The following is a 16278-nucleotide window of genomic DNA, read 5'->3' as shown; positions in this document are numbered from 1 at the left end:
CTCGTTACGCATGGCGATGGAGGAGCAGCGATGGGTCAGCACCCCAAGGGCGATTTCGACCTCTCCCGGGCGGTTTGGCAGCGGGCAGAGGGCGACACCTCCGAGGGAGCGGTCGAAGTGGCATTCGTCGACGACCTGATCGGCATGCGCAACTCCGCCGAGCCGGACGGGCCGGTGCTGGTCTTCACGCAGGCCGAGTGGGACGCGTTCGTCGCGGGCGCCCAGGACGGCGAGTTCGACCTGGACTGAGCGCGCCTCAGTCACCGTCGCCCCAGCCGAGGCCGCCCGGACCGGGCGCGTGGTGGAAGCCGGGGTGACCGGCCACGTCGGCGCAGCGCTCGCCGTCGGGCCCGACGGCCTCGCAGAACAGCCGCTCGGCGCGGTGCCAGGCGTCCGCCGGGGACAGCGCCGCCGCCCCGAGCGCCAGCTCCGGGCGGAGCAGGCCGAGCGCTTCGGCGTACGCCACGGCGTGCTCCCGCGCGACGGCGGGATCGGCGGCGGCGAAGCCCAGGTGCACGGTGAAGTGGCGCGGCGGGCGGGGTGCGGAGCGCCGGGGCGCGCCGATCAGCGGCCCGTCGCGGCCGTCGCCGCGCAGCCGGGCCGACGCCTCGAAGTGCCGTCGTGCCGCCCTGTCGTCACGCATCCGTGCCCTCCCCCGTCGCCGGTGACGCCCGCCGGACGTCGCGCCGGCGGGTGGCGGACCGGTCGCCGCCGGCCCGCGAACCCGAGCCAACCAGCTTTTCCGCGCCCGGGGAGGGGCCAGCGCCCGCCGGCGCGGCCGGCCCCTCCCCCGAAGGGCCGGAGCTGCTGGAATGGAGGGTTCGGCCGCGTCGGCCAGGGTAGGTAGGCAGGGTCGCCGAACCGCGTCAGGAGCAGCCCAGATGAGCACCATGCCGAGCGACCGGAGCCCGGACAGCACGATTGCGTTCCTGCGGGAGGGCTACCGCTTCGTCGGCGACCGCTGCGACCGCCTCGGCACCGACGTCTTCCAGACCCGGCTGCTGCTGGAGCCGACGATCTGCCTGCGCGGCCGGGAGGCCGCCGAGCTGTTCTACGACGAGGAGCGGTTCGCCCGGCGCGGCGCCATGCCGATGCGCGGACAGCGCACGCTCACCGGCGTCGGCGGCGTGCAGGGCCTCGACGGGCAGGCCCACCTGGTCCGCAAGGCGATGTTCATGTCGATCATGACGCCGGCCGCGATCCGCCGCCTCGGGGAGATCTTCGACGAGCAGTGGCGGGCCCGGATCCCCGACTGGGCCGAGGGCGGCCCGGTGGTGCTCTACGACGAGGTGGGAGAGATCCTGACCCGTACGGTCTGGGCCTGGGCCGGCGTGCCGCTGGCCGAGGCCGACGTGCCGCGCCGCACCGCCGAGATGCACGCGATGATCGAGGCGCCGGCCGCGCTGGGCCCCCGGCACTGGCGCGGACGGCTCGGCCGCCGGCACGCGCAACGCTGGGCCGGCGAGCTGATCGAGCGGGTACGCGCGGGCGCGGTGCCCGCCCCGGAGGGCAGCGCGCTGGCGGTCGTGGCCGGGCACCGGGACGAACGGGGCCTGCCGCTGCCGCGCCGGATCGCCGCCGTGGAGCTGCTGAACGTGCTGCGCCCCACCGTCGCCGTGGACCGGTACGTGGTCTTCGCCGCGCTGGCGCTGCACGACCACCCGCACTGGCGGGACCGGCTACCCGGCGACGACGCCGCGACCGAGCAGTTCGTGCAGGAGGTACGCCGCTACTACCCGTTCTTCCCGGTCGCCGCGGCCCGGGTACGCCGCTCGTTCCAGTGGCGGGGGTACTCGTTCCCGCAGGGCCGGCGCGTGCTGCTCGACCTGTACGGCACGAACCACCACCCCGACGTGTGGCCCGAGCCGGAACGGTTCCGCCCGGAGCGCTTCGCCGGGTGGCGGGACGACCCGTTCGGCCTGGTCCCGCAGGGCGGCGGCGACCACTACACCGGCCACCGCTGCGCCGGTGAGTGGATCACGATCGAGCTGATGAAGCGGGCGGTGACGAACCTGACCGGCGCGATGACCTACCGCGTACCGCCGCAGGACCTGGCGCTCGACCTCGGCGCCATGCCGGCGTTGCCGCCCGGCGGGCTGGTGCTCGACGGGGTACGCCCGCTCGACGGAGTCCGCCCGGCCGGCGGGGTGCGCCCGCCGCACTGAACGGGCGCACCCCGCTGGACGGTCAGGCGGCCTGCGGGTGCAGCACCGTACGCAGGCAGCCGTCCTCCTTCTTCTCGAAGATCTCGTAGCCCCGGGCGCCCTGCTCCAGCGACATCGGGTGGGTGGCCAGGTAGCCCGGGTCGATCTCGCCGGCCGCGACCCGGTCCAGCAGCATCGGGATGTAGCGCTGGGCGTGCATCTGCCCCATCCGCAGCACCAGGGCCTTGTTCATGGCCGCGCCGAGCGGGAACTTGTCCACCAGGCCGCCGTACACGCCGACGATGCTCACCGTGCCGCCCTTGCGAGCCGCCATGATCGCCTGCCGGACCGAGGTGGGGCGGTCGGTCTGCGCGCGTACCGTCTGCTTGGCCTTGTCGTACGCGTACGCCGGGCCGACGTCGTGCGACTCCATGCCGACGGCCTCGATGCAGGCGTCCGGGCCGCGCCCGGCGGTCATCTCGCGCAGCGCCTCCAGCACGTCGGTCTCGGCGTAGTTGATGGTCTCCACGCCGAGACGCTGCGAAGCGGTGGCGAGCCGCTCCGGCAGCCGGTCGATGACCACGACCCGCTCGGCGCCGAGGATCTGCGCGGACCGGGCCGCCATCTGGCCGACACCGCCGGCGCCCCAGACCGCCACCACCTCGCCGCCCTTGAGGTTGCAGAAGTCGGCGGCCATCCAGCCGGTCGGCATGGCGTCGGAGGCGAACACGACCGAGTCGTCCGGCACCCCGTCCGGCACGGTGAACGCGCCGACGTCGCCGAACGGCACCCGGATGTACTCGGCGTGGCTGCCCGAGTAGCCGCCGGCCGCGTGCGAGTAGCCGAGGATGCCCGCGGGCGAGTGGCCCCACAGCTTCTCGGTGAAGACCGGCTGCGGGTTGGAGTTGTCGCACAGCGAGAACTGCTCGGTGCGGCAGTACCAGCACGAGCCGCAGGCCACCACCGACCCGACCACCACCCGGTCGCCGACGGAGATACGCCGCACGTCCGGGCCGGTCTCGACCACCTCGCCCATGAACTCGTGGCCGAGGATGTCACCCTCGCGCATCGCCGGCAGGTAGCCGTTGATCAGGTGCAGGTCGGAGCCGCAGACGCTGCTCGCGCGCACCTTGACGATGATGTCGCCGCCGGACCTGATCGTCGGCTCCGGCACGTCCCGCACGGCCAGTTTGCCGACGCCCTCCCAGCACAACGCCCTCACGGTCGTCCTCCCGCCATCAGCTTCTCGCGTACCTTGTCCGTCGCCCGTTCCTGCCGCGGGCTGCGCCCGGACGGGTCGTGCCGGGTGTCGAGCACCTGCCCGGTCTCGATCAGCGACTTGATCCGGCGCAGCGTGGTGCGCAGACCCAGGTCCGGGTCGCTGCCGCCGACGAGGCCGACCGCCCGCCGGATCGGGCCGGACCGCCACCGCAGCTCGGCCCGGATCTCGGTGCCCCGGTCCTGCGGGGCGGCGGCCAGCTCGACCCGGCCGCGCTGGGCCACCGGCCCGTCGGTGACCCGCCAGCTCAACCGGCCCGGGCCGTCGACGGTGATCTCGGCCCGCCACTCGGTGCCGCCGCCGGCCGGGTCGGCCGCCACGCAGCGCCACCGGTTCGCGTCGAACTGCTCCAGCGTCGCCCACTCGGCCAGGCCCCGGTCGAGCCGTTCCCGGTCGGTCCAGAAGCCGATGACCTCGTCCATCGGCCGGTTCACGGTGATCCCGCGGCGCACCACGTACCAGCCGTCCTCCCGGTCGGGCTGGTGCCGGTGCCGCCGCCGGGCCACCGTCCGGGTGACCCCGAGCGCGGTCACCGCGGCGGCGCCGGCCAGCGCCCATCTCGTCGCGTTGCTGGGCATCACGTCTCCTCCCGACTCGGACCGTCCGTATCCGGGTGCGCTACCCGGCGCAGCGCGCCCGAAACGGTTTCAGCAGCCGCATTCCGGGCAAGTCGCGTCACCCGACCCGAAGGAGGCGACGTGACCCGACCGACCGCCGCGCAGCCGCGCGACGAGGGCGCCGCGTCCGCGCCGGTCCGGCTGCCGATGGCGTACGTCCTGCCGTTGCGCGCCCACGACGACGGCGGCCTGGACGAGCTGACCGGGTACCTGCGCGAGCTGAGCCGCTGGGTCGACGTGGTGGTGGTCGACGGATCGGCGCCGGAGCTGTTCGCCCGGCACGCCGCCGCCTGGCACGCTCTGGTGCGGCACGTACCGCCGGATCCGGCGCTGCGCGGGCGCAACGGCAAGGTGCTCGGCGTGCTCACCGGCGTCGCGCTGGCCCGGCACGAGCACGTGGTGATCGCCGACGACGACGTCCGGTACGACCGGGCGGCCCTGTGCGCCGTGCACCAGATGCTGGACGGGGTGGACCTGGTCCGGCCGCAGAACCACTTCGACCCGCTGCCCTGGCACGCCTGGTGGGACACCGGCCGGACGCTGCTGGCCCGCGTGTTCGGCGGCGACTGGCCGGGCACGCTCGCGGTGCGGCGGAGCACGTTCCTGGCCATGGGCGGCTACGACCCCGACGTGCTCTTCGAGAACCTGGAGCTGGTCCGGACCGTGCGCGCGTACGGCGGCAGCACCGCCACCCCGGCGTGGCTGTACGTGCGGCGGCTGCCGCCGACCGGCGCGCACTTCCTCGGGCAGCGCGTCCGCCAGGCGTACGACGAGACGGCCCGGCCGGTGTGGCTGCTGGCGGCGCTGGCGGTGCTGCCGGCGACGGCGGTCGCGCTCGCCACCCGCCGGCCCGGGCTGCTGTTGCGTGCCGGACTGGCGACCGTGGCAGTGGCGGAGCTGGGCCGGCGACGGGCCGGCGGCACCCGGGTCTTCCCGGCGCACACGAGCCTGGCCGCGCCCGCGTGGGTGCTGGAACGCGGCCTGTGCGCCTGGCTGGCGGTGGGCCGGCGGCTGCGCGGCGGGGTGCCCTACGCGGGCGCCCGGTTGCGGACGGCGGCCAACCCCACCCGCCTCCTGCGCCGGCGGATGACCCGGCGCCGCCCCGACGATCTGGTGCTGTGGGTGGAGACCGGCGCGGCACCCCCACCGCTGCACGCCGAGCGGGCGGCCCGCTGAACGGTCACCGGCACGGAAAGGGCCCGTCCGATCGTCGATCGGACGGGCCCTTCCCGGACGCGGGAGCGGACCGTCAGGACCGCACCTCGTCGCGCGCCTGCTCGGCGCTGTGCCGGACGTCCTGGGCGGCGGCACGGCCGTCGTCCTTGACCGTGTGCGCGGCGTCCTGCGCGGTGGCCTTCACCGACTCGGCGGCGTGCTGCGCCGGCTCGCGCAGCTCCTCCTTCAGCTCGGTGGCGACCTCGCCCAGCTTCTCCTTGACGACGCCGCCGTGCTCGGCGGCCTTCTCCTTGACCTGCGCGGCGACCTGCTGCTCGCGGCGGGTGGCCGGGATCAGCGAGGAGACCAGCATGCCGACGCCGAAGGCGATCACGCCGGCGGCGATCGGGTTGCCCTCGGACTTCTGCCGCACCACCTGCGGCGCCCGGTGGGCGGCGTCGCTCACCGTGGCGGCGGCGGACTGCGCCTTGTCGCCCACCGTGGAGGCCATCGAGGAGGCGTGGTCGCCCACCGAGTGGGCGGCGTGGCCGGTGCTGTGGCCGAGGTCCGATGCGGTTCCCATCACCTTGTCCTTCACGTTCGTCAGCGCGCTGCGGACGCGCTGCTTGCGGTCGTCGACGATGCGGCTCGGGCTGACCTTGTACGCCAGGGCGTCCACGTCCGAGCTGAGGTTGTTGCGGGTGGCTTCGATCTCGCGGCGGATCTGCTCGGGATCGGTGCTCATCGGGTGACTCCCTCCGGGTGCGGCTTGAGCGCGTCGGGGATGCGCTGCACGCTGTCGTTGGTCTGCTTCAGGCCGCGGATCCGCTCGGCGTTCTTCTTGCCCATCGAGTACAGGACCGCGGCGACCGCGGCCCAGATGACGGCCACGATCAGCGCGGCCAGCCCGGAGTCCATGACGTTGTCGAGGAACTGCCAGATCGCGATCGAGACGAAGAGCGCCACCATGTAGCCGCCGAAGCCGGCGCCGCCGAACAGGCCGGCGGCCTTGCCCGCCTTCTTGCCCTCCTGGCGGATCTCGGCCTTGGCCAGCTCGACCTCCTGGCGCATCAGCGTCGACAGGTCCGTGGTGACCTGGCGCATCAGGTCGCCGATCGAGGTGCTGCGCACCTCGTCGGCGTGGGGCGGGGCGCCCGCCGCCTGATAGCCGGGGTCCTGCGTGGGTACGGTCATGCCGTCGCCTCCCTTCTGCCGGTGCGGCCGGTCACGGGCGGGGAGCGCCGGTCGACGGGACACCCGGCAGCGGGTCGGTGCGCTCCGGCGGCGGCAGCGGCTGGCCGGTGCCACCCGCCGGGTCGGCCCAGGTGTTCGGGGCACCGCCGGTCGGGTAGGTCGCACCCGGCGCGGAGTAGCCCGGGTCCGGCTCGGCGTAGCTGCCCGGCGTCGGGTCGAGGTAGCCGCCCGGCGGCACCTGGTCCGGCACCTCGCGCGCGGTCGGGATGACGGCGGTGCGGTCCGGGTCGTACGCCGGCCGCGCCGTGCTGTCGTCGCCGAGCGCGGTGATGTTGCGGGTGAGCCGCCCGGCGACCACGCCGAGCAGCGCCGCGCCGACGAGGAACGTGCCCGGGTTGCGGCGGGCGTAGCTCTTCACCTCGTTGAGCAGGTCGCCCGGCTCGCGCTGCTCCAGCCAGCCGGCCACGCCCTGCACGCGCTCGGCCGCCTGGTGGGCCAGCTCGGTCACCGGCCCGGAGCCGCCGCCCTGCTGCGCCATGGTGCGCATCTCGTCGGCCAGCGACCGCAGTCCGCTGGCGGCGCGCTGCTGCTGCTGACCGGCCTGCGCGGTGACCTGACCGCGGGCCTCGCCGTAGAGGTCGCGGGCCTGCCGCTTGGCCTCGCCCACCACCTCCCGGCCCTGCTCCTTGGCGGTCTGCGCGACCGCGCCGCCCGCGCTTGCGGCGTCGGAGCCGACCTGGCGGGCCTGGTCACGCACGCCGCCACCGTTCGTCGACTGGTACGTGGCCGAACTGGGAGAAAGATCCTGAGTCATGGTGTCCCTTCCGCTCGTGTGTTCCAGCGGGTGTCTTCGGGGGGTACGCGGATTGTTTCCGCGTGACAATCGCCCTACCCCAGGTCGACGGGTCCATGCCTGTTTCCTGATTTCTCTGCCGGAGCGGCCCGCCCCGGTCAGACAATGGAATGCCTGCCCGCCCGGGGCGGCGGCGAGTCCCACGGGGGTGACAGGGATGGCACGTGACCTGCGCGAACACGCGTCCGCCCGGCCTGCGGTGCAGAAGGTCGCGCTCGCGGCGGCAGCCCTCTTCGCGCTGATCGGCGTGCTCGGTTTCGTGCCCGGCATCACCACCCACTACGGCGACATGACGTTCGCCGGGCACCACTCCGAGGCGAAACTGCTCGGGGTGTTCCAGGTGTCGGTGCTGCACAACCTGCTGCACCTGTCGTTCGGGCTGGTCGGTCTGCTGATGGCCCGGCGGCTGGGCGGTGCGCGGGTGTTCCTCGCCGGCGGCGGCGCGCTCTACCTGGTGCTGTGGCTGTACGGCTTCGCCATCGACCGGGACACCGCGGTGAACTTCGTGCCGGTGAACGACGCCGACAACTGGCTGCACCTGGCCCTCGGCTTCGGCATGCTCGCCGCCGGCCTGCTGCTCAACAACAACCTCGGCACCGGCAGCCGGGTGGAGGCACCCTTCGACCGCCCCTGACCAGGCGCGACACGCCGAGTGGGCGTTTGCCCCGGCCCGGCGCCGGGCAGGAGGGCAACCGCGAACGGGTCGAGGAGGTCCGGCGATGCCACGGTGGTTGCGCGACAACATGCTCTCGATAGCCATGCTCGGCGCGTTCCTGGTCTTCCTGCTGCTGCAGAGCGTCTTCGGCTGGCAGGTGCACAACGAGGAGCTGAGCCAGTACGGCGCCGAGCCGCTGAGCTGGTGGGCCTACCTCGGCACCGGGCACTTCGCCGAGGCGGTGTTCGAGAACTGGGAGTCGGAGTTCCTCCAGATGGGCGGCTACGTGCTGCTCACCGCGTACCTGGTGCAGAAGGGCTCGGCCGAGTCGAAGCCGGAGGACCAGACGGACCGGCCGGAGGACAACCGCGACCACGCCGGCCCCGACTCGCCGTGGCCGGTGCGCGTCGGCGGGCTGCCGCTGGTGGTCTACCGGAACAGCCTCGCCATCGCGCTCCTGATGATCTTCGGGGGCGCGTTCCTGGGGCACCTGTTCGGCGGCGTGGCCGCCTACAACCAGGAGCAGGCGCTGGAGAGCGGCGCCGCCCCGATCAGCGCGTGGCAGTTCCTCGGCACCAGCGACTTCTGGTTCCAGTCCATGCAGAACTGGCAGAGCGAGTTCCTCGCCGTGGGCGTGCTGATCCTGCTCAGCATCGTGCTGCGCCAGCACGCCAGCCCGGAGTCCAAGCCGGTCACCGCGCCGCACGCGCAGACCAGCGCCTGAACGTCCGGCCCCCGATCCGGCTGCCGATCAGGCCGCCACCGGAAGCCGCTTGGCGAAGCAGACGCTGTACGGGTTGTCCACATACTCGCCGTAGACCGGGATCGGCTCGTACCCGCTGGAGCGGTAGAGCCCGATCGCGGCCGGCAGGTAGGTGCCGGTCTCCAGGCACACCGTGCGGTGCCCCTGCCGGAACGCCAGCTCCTCCAGCGCCACGAGCAACTGCCGGGCGATGCCCCGGCCCCGGTACGCCGGCCGCACGTACATCCGCTTCAACTCGCCGGTGTCCGCGTCGAGCGCCTGGAGCCCGCCGCAGCCGACCGCCCGGCCGCCGATCACGACGGCCAGGTAGCGGATGTCGGTGTGCACGACAGTGACCTGCCCGTCCAGCCCGCCGTCCGCGTCGCGCAACTCACGCTGCTGGGCGACGACGAGCGCGGCGATCTCCGGATCGGTGGCGGGACGGGACTCGATCAACATGCCCGTACGCTAGATCGGCCGGATTTCGCGCAGGTTTCCCGCCACCGACCCGGAAACGGCTACTCGGCGTCCGCTTCTGCCGCCGGCGCGGCCTCGACCTCGTCCTCCGGCCGGACCCGGCGGGCCTTGCGGGCCGCCAGTCGGTCCGACGCCGACGGACGGTTCGACTTCTCCTCCAGCCGCACGTCGGTGCCCCGGTTGCCGGGCACGAAGTCGACGCCGGCGTAGAGCGTCGGCTGCCAGTCGAACTCCCGGTCGCCGATGCGCACCAGGTCACCCGCCTGCGCGCCGGCCTTGGCGAGCTTCTCCTCGACGCCGAGGCGGGCCAGCCGGTCGGCCAGGTAGCCCACTGCCTCGTCGTTGTCGAAGTTGGTCTGCTTGACCCAGCGCTCCGGCCGGCTGCCGCGCACCGTGTACGAGCCGTCCGGCTCGGCCTCGATGGTGAAGCCGGCGTCGTCGACCGCCTTCGGGCGGATCACGATCCGGGTCGGCTCGGCCGGCGGGGCGGCGCGGCGGCCCTGGTCGACCAGCTCCGCCATCGCGTACGTCAGCTCGCGCAGACCCTCGCGGGTGGCCGTCGAGATGTCGAAGACGCGCAGGCCGCGGGCCTCCAGGTCGGGGCGGACGATGTCGGCCAGGTCCTTGCCGTCCGGCACGTCGACCTTGTTGAGCGCGACCAGCCGGGGCCGGTCGGTCAGGCCGCCGTACTGGGACAGCTCCGACTCGATGGCGTCGATGTCGGCGAGCGGGTCGCGGCCGGGCTCCAGCGTCGCGGTGTCGATCACGTGCACCAGCACGGCGCAGCGCTCGACGTGGCGGAGGAACTCCAGGCCGAGGCCCTTGCCGCTGGCCGCACCCGGGATCAGGCCCGGCACGTCGGCGACGGTGAAGGTGTGGTTGTCCACCCGGACCACGCCCAGGTTCGGCACCAGCGTGGTGAACGGGTAGTCGGCGATCTTCGGCTTGGCCGCGGAGATCACCGAGATCAGCGACGACTTGCCGGCCGACGGGAAGCCGACCAGGCCCACGTCGGCGACGCTCTTGAGCTCCAGCACCACGTCGAGCCGGTCGCCGGGCTCACCCAGCTCCGCGAAGCCCGGCGCCTTGCGGCGGGCGTTCGCCAGCGAGGCGTTGCCGCGCCCGCCCCGGCCGCCCCGGGCCGCCTCGAACGTGGTGCCGACGCCGACCAGGTCGGCCAGCACCTCACCGTCGAGGCTCTGCACCACGGTGCCGTTCGGCACCTTGATGACCAGGTCACGGCCGTTGGCGCCGTCCCGGTTCGAGCCGGCACCGCCCTTGCCGTTCTCGGCCTTCAGGTGCGGCCGGAAGTGGAAGTCGAGCAGCGTGGTGACCTGCGCGTCGACCACCAGGGACACGCTGCCGCCGTGGCCGCCGTTGCCGCCGTCCGGCCCGCCGAACGGCTTGAACTTCTCCCGGTGGATCGAGACACAGCCGTGCCCGCCGTCGCCGGCCTGCATGTGCAGGACGACCCGGTCAACGAACGTCGTCACGACGCCAATCCTTCCAGCGGGGTCCGCCCCGCGCGTGAAAAGGCGAAGCGGGCCGGGACTCAGAGGTCCGCGGCCCGCTTCGCCAGAAAACTACTGCTGCGGCACGATGCTGACGGTCTTGCGACCGCGCTTGGTGCCGAACTGCACCGAACCGGCGGCCAGCGCGAACAGCGTGTCGTCGCCGCCACGGCCGACCAGGTCACCGGGGTGGAACTTGGTGCCACGCTGACGGATGAGGATCTCACCCGCGCTGACGACCTGACCACCGAAGCGCTTCACGCCGAGTCGCTGGGCCGCGGAGTCACGGCCGTTACGCGAGCTGGACGCACCCTTTTTGTGAGCCATTGGAGGACGACCTACTTCCCGCTGGAGATGCCGGTCACCTTGACCTGGGTCAGCGGCTGGCGGTGACCCTGGCGCTTGTGGTAGCCGGTCTTGTTCTTGAACTTGTGGATCCGGATCTTCGGGCCCTTGGTGTGCGCGGCGATCTCGCCGGACACCGCGACCTTGGCGAGCTTCGCCGCGTCGGTCACCAGGTCGTCACCGTCGACGAGGAGCACCGCGGTGAGCTTCACCGCGTCGCCGGGGGCACCGGCGAGCTTCTCGACCTCGATCACGTCGCCCTCGGCGACCTTGTACTGCTTGCCGCCGGTCTTGACGATCGCGTACATCGGAGGCGGACTCCCTGTCGTTGAGGCTGCTGGCGTCTATTGCACCGTTGCCGGCTGTCACACCGTCGACGGTCGTTCCCACGGCGTCTCGCCGGGAGCCGTGACACCGGCGGCGCGGGCACGCGGGAACTCGGCACACCAAAGTGCGCCGCAGGCAAGCCTACGCCATACCCGGGCCGCCTCCCAAACCGGGCTGCCGGTCGGCGCTTCTCCGCCCGGCCCGGCGGGCACGACAGGGCCCCCGCCCCGCCTTCTCCCGGCGGATCGGGGGCCCTGTTCGCGCGGGTCAGCGCGTAAAGCCTTACGGCCGGGTACGCCGCCGGGCGCCACCACGACGCGCCCGCCGGCGCGGAGCGCCGCTGTCGTCGTCGCTGTCCCCGTCACCGATAGCGTCCGGGTCGTCGGCGGCGGCCAGCCGGGCCGAGTCGCCCTCCTGGCTGTCCGCGACCGCCGGGGCGGCCGGCGTGTCCGTCTCGAACCGGGACAGGTCGTAGCCCTGGGTGTCGTAGTAGTCGTCGTCGTTCTCGACTACCTCGGCGACGGTCCGCTCCGGCGCGACCGGTGCGGCCGGCGGCTCGGCGGCGGCCTGCGCGGCCGGCTGCTCCGGCGCGGCCTCCACCGCGGGCTTCTCCGCGGCAGCCTTGCGGCCCCGGCGGCGGCCCTTCTCCTCGGCCGGCGCGGCGACCGCCGAGGCGACCGCCTTGACCTTCTCCCCCGCCCCGCCGCGCGGCTTCTCCGGCACCGGCTCGGTGTGGATGATCACGCCCCGGCCCTTGCAGCACTCGCAGGTCTCGCTGAACGCCTCCAGCAGGCCCGCGCCGATGCGCTTGCGGGTCATCTGCACCAGGCCGAGCGAGGTGATCTCGGTGACCTGGTGCTTCGTCCGGTCCCGGCCGAGACACTCGGTGAGCCGGCGCAGCACCAGCTCCCGGTTCGACTCCAGCACCATGTCGATGAAGTCGATCACCACGATGCCGCCGAGGTCGCGCAGCCGGAGCTGGCGCACGATCTCCTCGGCCGCCTCCAGGTTGTTGCGGGTGACCGTCTCCTCCAGGTTGCCCCCGGAGCCGGTGTACTTGCCGGTGTTGACGTCGATGACCGTCATCGCCTCGGTGCGGTCGATCACCAGCGAGCCGCCCGAGGGGAGGAAGACCTTCCGGTCCAGCCCCTTGAGGATCTGCTCGTCGATCCGGTACTCGGCGAACACGTCCGCCACCCCGGCGTGCCGGCGCAGCCGCGCCACCAGGTCCGGGGACACGTGCGACAGGTACGACTCGACCTCGCCGTACGCGGACTCGCCCTCGATGACCAGCTCGCGGAAGTCCTCGTTGAAGAGATCCCGGACCACGCGGATGACCAGGTCCGGCTCCTCGTAGAGCAGCACCGGGGCGCCGCCCTCGGTCGACTTGGCCTGGATGTCCTCCCACTGCGCCTGGAGCCGCTTGACGTCGCGCGCCAACTCGTCCTCGCTGGCACCCTCGGCCGCGGTCCGGACGATCACCCCGGCGCCGTCCGGCACCAGCTTCTTCAGCACGTCCCGCAGGCGCTTGCGCTCGGTGTCGGGCAGCTTGCGGCTGATCCCGGAGGCGTTGCCGTTCGGCACGTAGACCAGGTGCCGGCCGGAGAGCGCGATGTGGCTGGTCAGCCGCGCGCCCTTGTGCCCGATCGGATCCTTGGTCACCTGCACCAGCACCGAGTCGCCGGAGCGCAGCGCCTGCTCGATCGAGCGGGCCCGGCCCTCCAGGCCGGTGGCGTCCCAGTTGACCTCGCCGGCGTACAGGACCGCGTTGCGCCCGCGCCCGATGTCGACGAAGGCCGCCTCCATGCTCGGCAGGACGTTCTGGACCTTGCCCAGGTAGACGTTGCCGGCCATGGTGCCGGACGAGTTCCGCGTGACGTAGTGCTCCACGAGCACGCCGTCCTCGAGCACGGCGATCTGGGTGCGGTCGCCGCGCTGGCGGACCACCATCACCCGGTCCACCGCCTCGCGACGGGCCAGGAACTCCGACTCGCTCAGGATCGGCGGCCGCGTACGCCGCTGCTCGCGGCCGTCCCGGCGGCGCTGCCGCTTGGCCTCCAGCCGGGTCGAGCCGGAGACACCCTGCACCTCGTCGACCGGCTTGCGCGGCTCACGGATCTTGACGACGGTCGGCACGCCGTCCTCGGCGGCGGTGTCCGCCTCCCCGGCGCCCCGGCGGCGACGACGGCGACGGCGGCGGGTCATCCCCTCGCCCTCGGCCTCCTCGTCCTCCGCGGACTCCTCGGCCTCGCCCTCGGCGGTCTCGGCCGCGCCGGACTCGTCGATGTCCTCGTCGTCGACGTCGTCCGCGCCGCCCTTGCCCCGGCCACGACCCCGGCGGCCCCGGCGGCGGCGACGCCGGCCCGCGGCCGTCTCGTCGTCCTCGTCCGCCTCGGCTGCCTCCTCGGCCTCGGCTGCCGGCTCCTCCTCGGCGACCTCCGGCTCGACCTCGGCCTCGACCGGCTCGACCTCACGGCGACCGCGACGGCGGCGCCGGCCGGTCTCGACGGCTTCCTCGATCGGCTCCTCCGCCGCCGGGTACGTCACCTGGACGGCCGGCGCCTCGTCGGGCTGCGGCGCCATGAACAGGACCGTCGGCGCGGAGAGCGCGGCACGACGCCGGCGGCCGGTGGCCGGCGGCGTCTCGGCCGGCTCCTCGGCCGCGCGCGGCACTGCGGCGCCCGTCGACACCACGCCCGTCGCGTCCGCCGGGCCGCCGCTGCGGGCCAGGTTGATCTCTTCGGTACGCGCAGCCGCGGCGCTCGCGTCCGCAACGCTCTCGGCTTCGGCGTCCTCGTCCTCGACGTCCTCGCCGGTGGTCTCACCGATGCCGCCGGTGACCGCCACGCCGCCCGTGCTCACCTTGCCGCCGCGCGTGGCCTTGTTTTCGCTGGTGGCGGCCTTGTCTCCGGTAGCGGTCTGGTCGCCGGTAGCGGTCTGGTCGCCGGCGGCGGTCTGGTCGCCGGCGGCGGTCCGGTTGCCCCTGGCGGTGCGCCGGCCGGCGGTGCGCTCGCCGGTGGGGGTCTGCCCGGAGGTCCCGGCGGCGGCACCGGCGGTCTCCCCGGTGGCGGCTCCGCCCGTGGTGGTCTCGCCCGTGGTGGTCCCGCCGCCGTCGATGTCGGCGCGTCCCTCGGCGATCAGGTCGCCCCCGGGCGCGGAGACCGGCCCGTCGATCACCCCGTCCGCGGGGGCCTGCCCTGCGGCGGTCTCGTCCGGCGCGACCGTCTCGGCGGCCGGCGGCGTGGCCTTGCGGCGACGGGTCCGGGTCACCTTGACCGGCGGCACGACCTCCTCCGAGGCGGCCTCCACCCCGGCCGCGGCCACCGGCTCCTCGACCGCCTTCGCCGGCGTCGCCTTACGACGCCGCCGGGTGGTCTTCGGCGCGGTGTCCAACTCGCCGGCCACCGGCGCGAGCACCTCGGCCTGCGGCGACTCGCCGCTGCCGGTCACCGTCGTGGACGCCTCGACCGGCGCGTCGGTCTGCTCCGGCTGGTTCAGCGGAGCGGCCTTGCGGCGGCTGGCCCGCTTACGGGCCGGCGGCTTGGTCTCGGCGACACCTTCCGCGGTGGTGCCGCCTTCCACGGTGGCGCCAGCTTCCCCGGTGGCGACACCTTCCGCGGTGGCGCCGTCGGCGCTGCCGGAGGAGGCACCCTCCGTGCGGGCGGAGGCGGTTGTGTCAGCGCTGCCGGAGGCGGTGGCGGCGCTGTCGGCGGTCGTCCCGGCCGGCTCTGCGCCGGTCCGTTCGCCGCCCTCGGGCTCGTTCTCGAGCATGGACGTTCTCCAGTTCTGGCCGCCCCGGGCGCGGGTGAGCGCTGCCACGCAGGGTTGCCGCAAAGGTGTTTCCGCCGGGCACGCAAACGCGCGACCGCCGAAGTCTGCCTGCCAGAGCGTTGACCGACGGTCAGCGCTCTCCGATGGGTGCCCCGTCGCGATCCGCGTCCAACGGATCGACGATCTCGCCCTGCGCGGTCAGCGTGCCCTGCGCCAGCCGGATCACCTTCGGGGTGACCGGCGGCTCCAAGGCGGCCACCGCGCGGAGGCCGGACAGGACGTCATCGGGCCGAACGGACGGGGTGACCTGCCGCACGACCAGTTCGAGTATCGCACACGGTACGGCCGCCGCCCCGGAAGGCGTCTCAGCCGGAGCCATGGCATCGATCGATACCACTGCCGCTCGGGCGTCGAACGTACGCCGCCCCTGCTTGGTCATCCGCTCGACCTGGATCTCCTCGGCGGCGGTGAAGGCGGCCACCGCCTCCGCGAGCACCTTCGGATCGACCTCGGGCAGCTCGATCCGCCAGTACGACGCCTCGATCCGGTCCGCCAGGCTGCCGCCGGCGGCCTCCACCGCCTCGAGCACGTCGAGCCCGGGCGAGAGCGCGGCGTCGAGCGACTCACGCAGCCGCGCCGGGTCGACCGGCTCACGGAGCCCGATCTCCAGGTACTCGGCCTCGCTCGCCACACCCGTCGGCGCGGCCGAGGCGTACGAGATCTTCGGGTGCGGAGTGAACCCCTGGGAGAAGGCGATCGGTACGCCCGCCCGGCGCAGCGCGCGCTCGAAGGCCCGGGCGAAGTCCCGGTGCGAGGTGAACCGCAGCGGCCCACGCTTGGCGTACCGGATACGGATCCGCTGGACGACGGGGGCCTGGCCGCCCTCGGGTTGAGGCTTTCTGGCGATCGTGAGCTCCTCGGCTGTGCCTGCGTATCGGTCTCATCCTGACGCAGCGCCCACCACGCCCCACACCCGGGGCCACCCCACCCACCCCAAACCCACCCAAACCCCAGCCCTTCCCGGCACCGGCGTGACTCCCCGCCCCGTGATCAAGGACTTGACGTCCAGATCCGCCGCACCTAAGCCCACAAACCCCTTGATCACCGAGCACAGCCGGCCGGACTGCTGGACTGCCGGACGATCATGAAGTTGGCGGTGCAATTGGAGATCGACAACGCCGTCAACTTCATGATCAACGGGGTGGGCG

Annotated in this window: 17 protein-coding genes; 5 read left to right on the top strand and 12 right to left on the bottom strand. The window is 73.6% G+C overall.

Features of this window, described 5'->3' with window-relative positions; genetic code table 11:
• The first annotated feature begins 30 nt into the window (after positions 1 to 30).
• Entirely contained in the window at positions 31 to 249 is a 219-nt protein-coding gene (locus M8C11_RS27585; RefSeq protein ID WP_013287999.1) for a DUF397 domain-containing protein, read from the top strand.
• Positions 250 to 256: 7 nt separating this feature from the next.
• On the opposite strand, the gene M8C11_RS27580 is transcribed toward M8C11_RS27585, so the two are convergent.
• On the bottom strand, positions 257 to 643 hold the full coding sequence (locus tag M8C11_RS27580; RefSeq protein ID WP_252454267.1) for a hypothetical protein: 387 nt from the start codon (positions 641 to 643) through the stop codon (positions 257 to 259).
• Between the two features lie 238 nt (positions 644 to 881).
• On the opposite strand from M8C11_RS27580, the gene M8C11_RS27575 reads away from it, so the two are divergent.
• A complete protein-coding gene (locus tag M8C11_RS27575; RefSeq protein ID WP_252454266.1) occupies positions 882 to 2165 on the top strand; it encodes a cytochrome P450 in 1284 nt (427 codons plus the stop codon).
• Between the two features lie 22 nt (positions 2166 to 2187).
• Here the strand turns inward: M8C11_RS27575 and M8C11_RS27570 are convergent, their stop codons facing one another.
• Positions 2188 to 3366, bottom strand: coding sequence for a zinc-dependent alcohol dehydrogenase (locus tag M8C11_RS27570; RefSeq protein ID WP_069087988.1), 1179 nt, complete (start codon positions 3364 to 3366; stop codon positions 2188 to 2190).
• Positions 3363 to 4001: a cyclase gene (locus tag M8C11_RS27565; protein WP_252454264.1), complete on the bottom strand. Its 639-nt coding sequence runs from the start codon at positions 3999 to 4001 to the stop codon at positions 3363 to 3365. Before M8C11_RS27565 ends, M8C11_RS27570 begins: the two co-directional genes overlap by 4 nt.
• Positions 4002 to 4121: 120 nt before the next feature.
• On the opposite strand from M8C11_RS27565, the gene M8C11_RS27560 reads away from it, so the two are divergent.
• Positions 4122 to 5216, top strand: coding sequence for a glycosyltransferase family 2 protein (locus M8C11_RS27560; protein WP_252454262.1), 1095 nt, complete (start codon positions 4122 to 4124; stop codon positions 5214 to 5216).
• 73 nt (positions 5217 to 5289) lie between these two features.
• Here M8C11_RS27560 and M8C11_RS27555 read toward each other — a convergent pair whose 3' ends face one another.
• Genes M8C11_RS27555 through M8C11_RS27545 form a run of 3 tightly spaced genes read right to left on the bottom strand, consistent with a single transcriptional unit; the run spans position 5290 to position 7146 of the window.
• Positions 5290 to 5940 carry a DUF3618 domain-containing protein gene (locus tag M8C11_RS27555; protein WP_120568485.1) on the bottom strand — a complete coding sequence of 217 codons (651 nt, stop codon included), beginning with the start codon at positions 5938 to 5940 and terminating at the stop codon, positions 5290 to 5292.
• On the bottom strand, positions 5937 to 6389 hold the full coding sequence (locus tag M8C11_RS27550; protein WP_252454260.1) for a phage holin family protein: 453 nt from the start codon (positions 6387 to 6389) through the stop codon (positions 5937 to 5939). Before M8C11_RS27550 ends, M8C11_RS27555 begins: the two co-directional genes overlap by 4 nt.
• 31 nt (positions 6390 to 6420) lie before the next feature.
• Complete coding sequence (locus tag M8C11_RS27545) at positions 6421 to 7146, bottom strand: hypothetical protein (RefSeq protein WP_233585458.1); 726 nt, start codon at positions 7144 to 7146, stop codon at positions 6421 to 6423.
• A 265-nt stretch (positions 7147 to 7411) separates the two neighbouring features.
• On the opposite strand from M8C11_RS27545, the gene M8C11_RS27540 reads away from it, so the two are divergent.
• Both M8C11_RS27540 and M8C11_RS27535 read left to right on the top strand, forming a co-directional pair.
• Positions 7412 to 7876 (top strand): DUF4383 domain-containing protein, encoded by a 465-nt coding sequence (locus M8C11_RS27540; protein WP_181726627.1) that lies wholly within the window; start codon positions 7412 to 7414, stop codon positions 7874 to 7876.
• 85 nt (positions 7877 to 7961) lie between these two features.
• Positions 7962 to 8621 carry a DUF6766 family protein gene (locus tag M8C11_RS27535; RefSeq protein WP_252454258.1) on the top strand — a complete coding sequence of 220 codons (660 nt, stop codon included), beginning with the start codon at positions 7962 to 7964 and terminating at the stop codon, positions 8619 to 8621.
• Positions 8622 to 8648: 27 nt separating this feature from the next.
• On the opposite strand, the gene M8C11_RS27530 is transcribed toward M8C11_RS27535, so the two are convergent.
• The 6 genes from M8C11_RS27530 to M8C11_RS27505 form a co-directional block, all read right to left on the bottom strand.
• The gene (locus M8C11_RS27530; protein ID WP_120568482.1) at positions 8649 to 9098 is read right to left on the bottom strand and encodes a GNAT family N-acetyltransferase; all 450 of its coding nucleotides are present in this window, start codon (positions 9096 to 9098) and stop codon (positions 8649 to 8651) included.
• A 59-nt stretch (positions 9099 to 9157) separates the two neighbouring features.
• On the bottom strand, positions 9158 to 10609 hold the full coding sequence (gene obgE / locus M8C11_RS27525; protein ID WP_120568481.1) for a GTPase ObgE: 1452 nt from the start codon (positions 10607 to 10609) through the stop codon (positions 9158 to 9160).
• Between the two features lie 90 nt (positions 10610 to 10699).
• Positions 10700 to 10954, bottom strand: a complete 255-nt coding sequence (gene rpmA / locus M8C11_RS27520; protein WP_013288010.1) for a 50S ribosomal protein L27 — start codon at positions 10952 to 10954, stop codon at positions 10700 to 10702.
• A gap of 11 nt (positions 10955 to 10965) precedes the next feature.
• A complete protein-coding gene (rplU, locus tag M8C11_RS27515; protein WP_018787289.1) occupies positions 10966 to 11280 on the bottom strand; it encodes a 50S ribosomal protein L21 in 315 nt (104 codons plus the stop codon).
• 301 nt (positions 11281 to 11581) lie between these two features.
• Positions 11582 to 15070, bottom strand: a complete 3489-nt coding sequence (locus M8C11_RS27510; protein ID WP_252454256.1) for an Rne/Rng family ribonuclease — start codon at positions 15068 to 15070, stop codon at positions 11582 to 11584.
• A gap of 130 nt (positions 15071 to 15200) precedes the next feature.
• Entirely contained in the window at positions 15201 to 15920 is a 720-nt protein-coding gene (locus tag M8C11_RS27505; RefSeq protein WP_374669253.1) for a TIGR03936 family radical SAM-associated protein, read from the bottom strand.
• Positions 15921 to 16278 lie beyond the last annotated feature (358 nt).

Source organism: Micromonospora sp. CPM1 (genome assembly GCF_023896895.1).
Classification (GTDB): domain Bacteria; phylum Actinomycetota; class Actinomycetes; order Mycobacteriales; family Micromonosporaceae; genus Micromonospora; species Micromonospora tulbaghiae.
The sequence above is the reverse complement of the archived record's forward strand: the minus strand, read 5'-3'. Positions and strand labels throughout refer to the sequence as shown.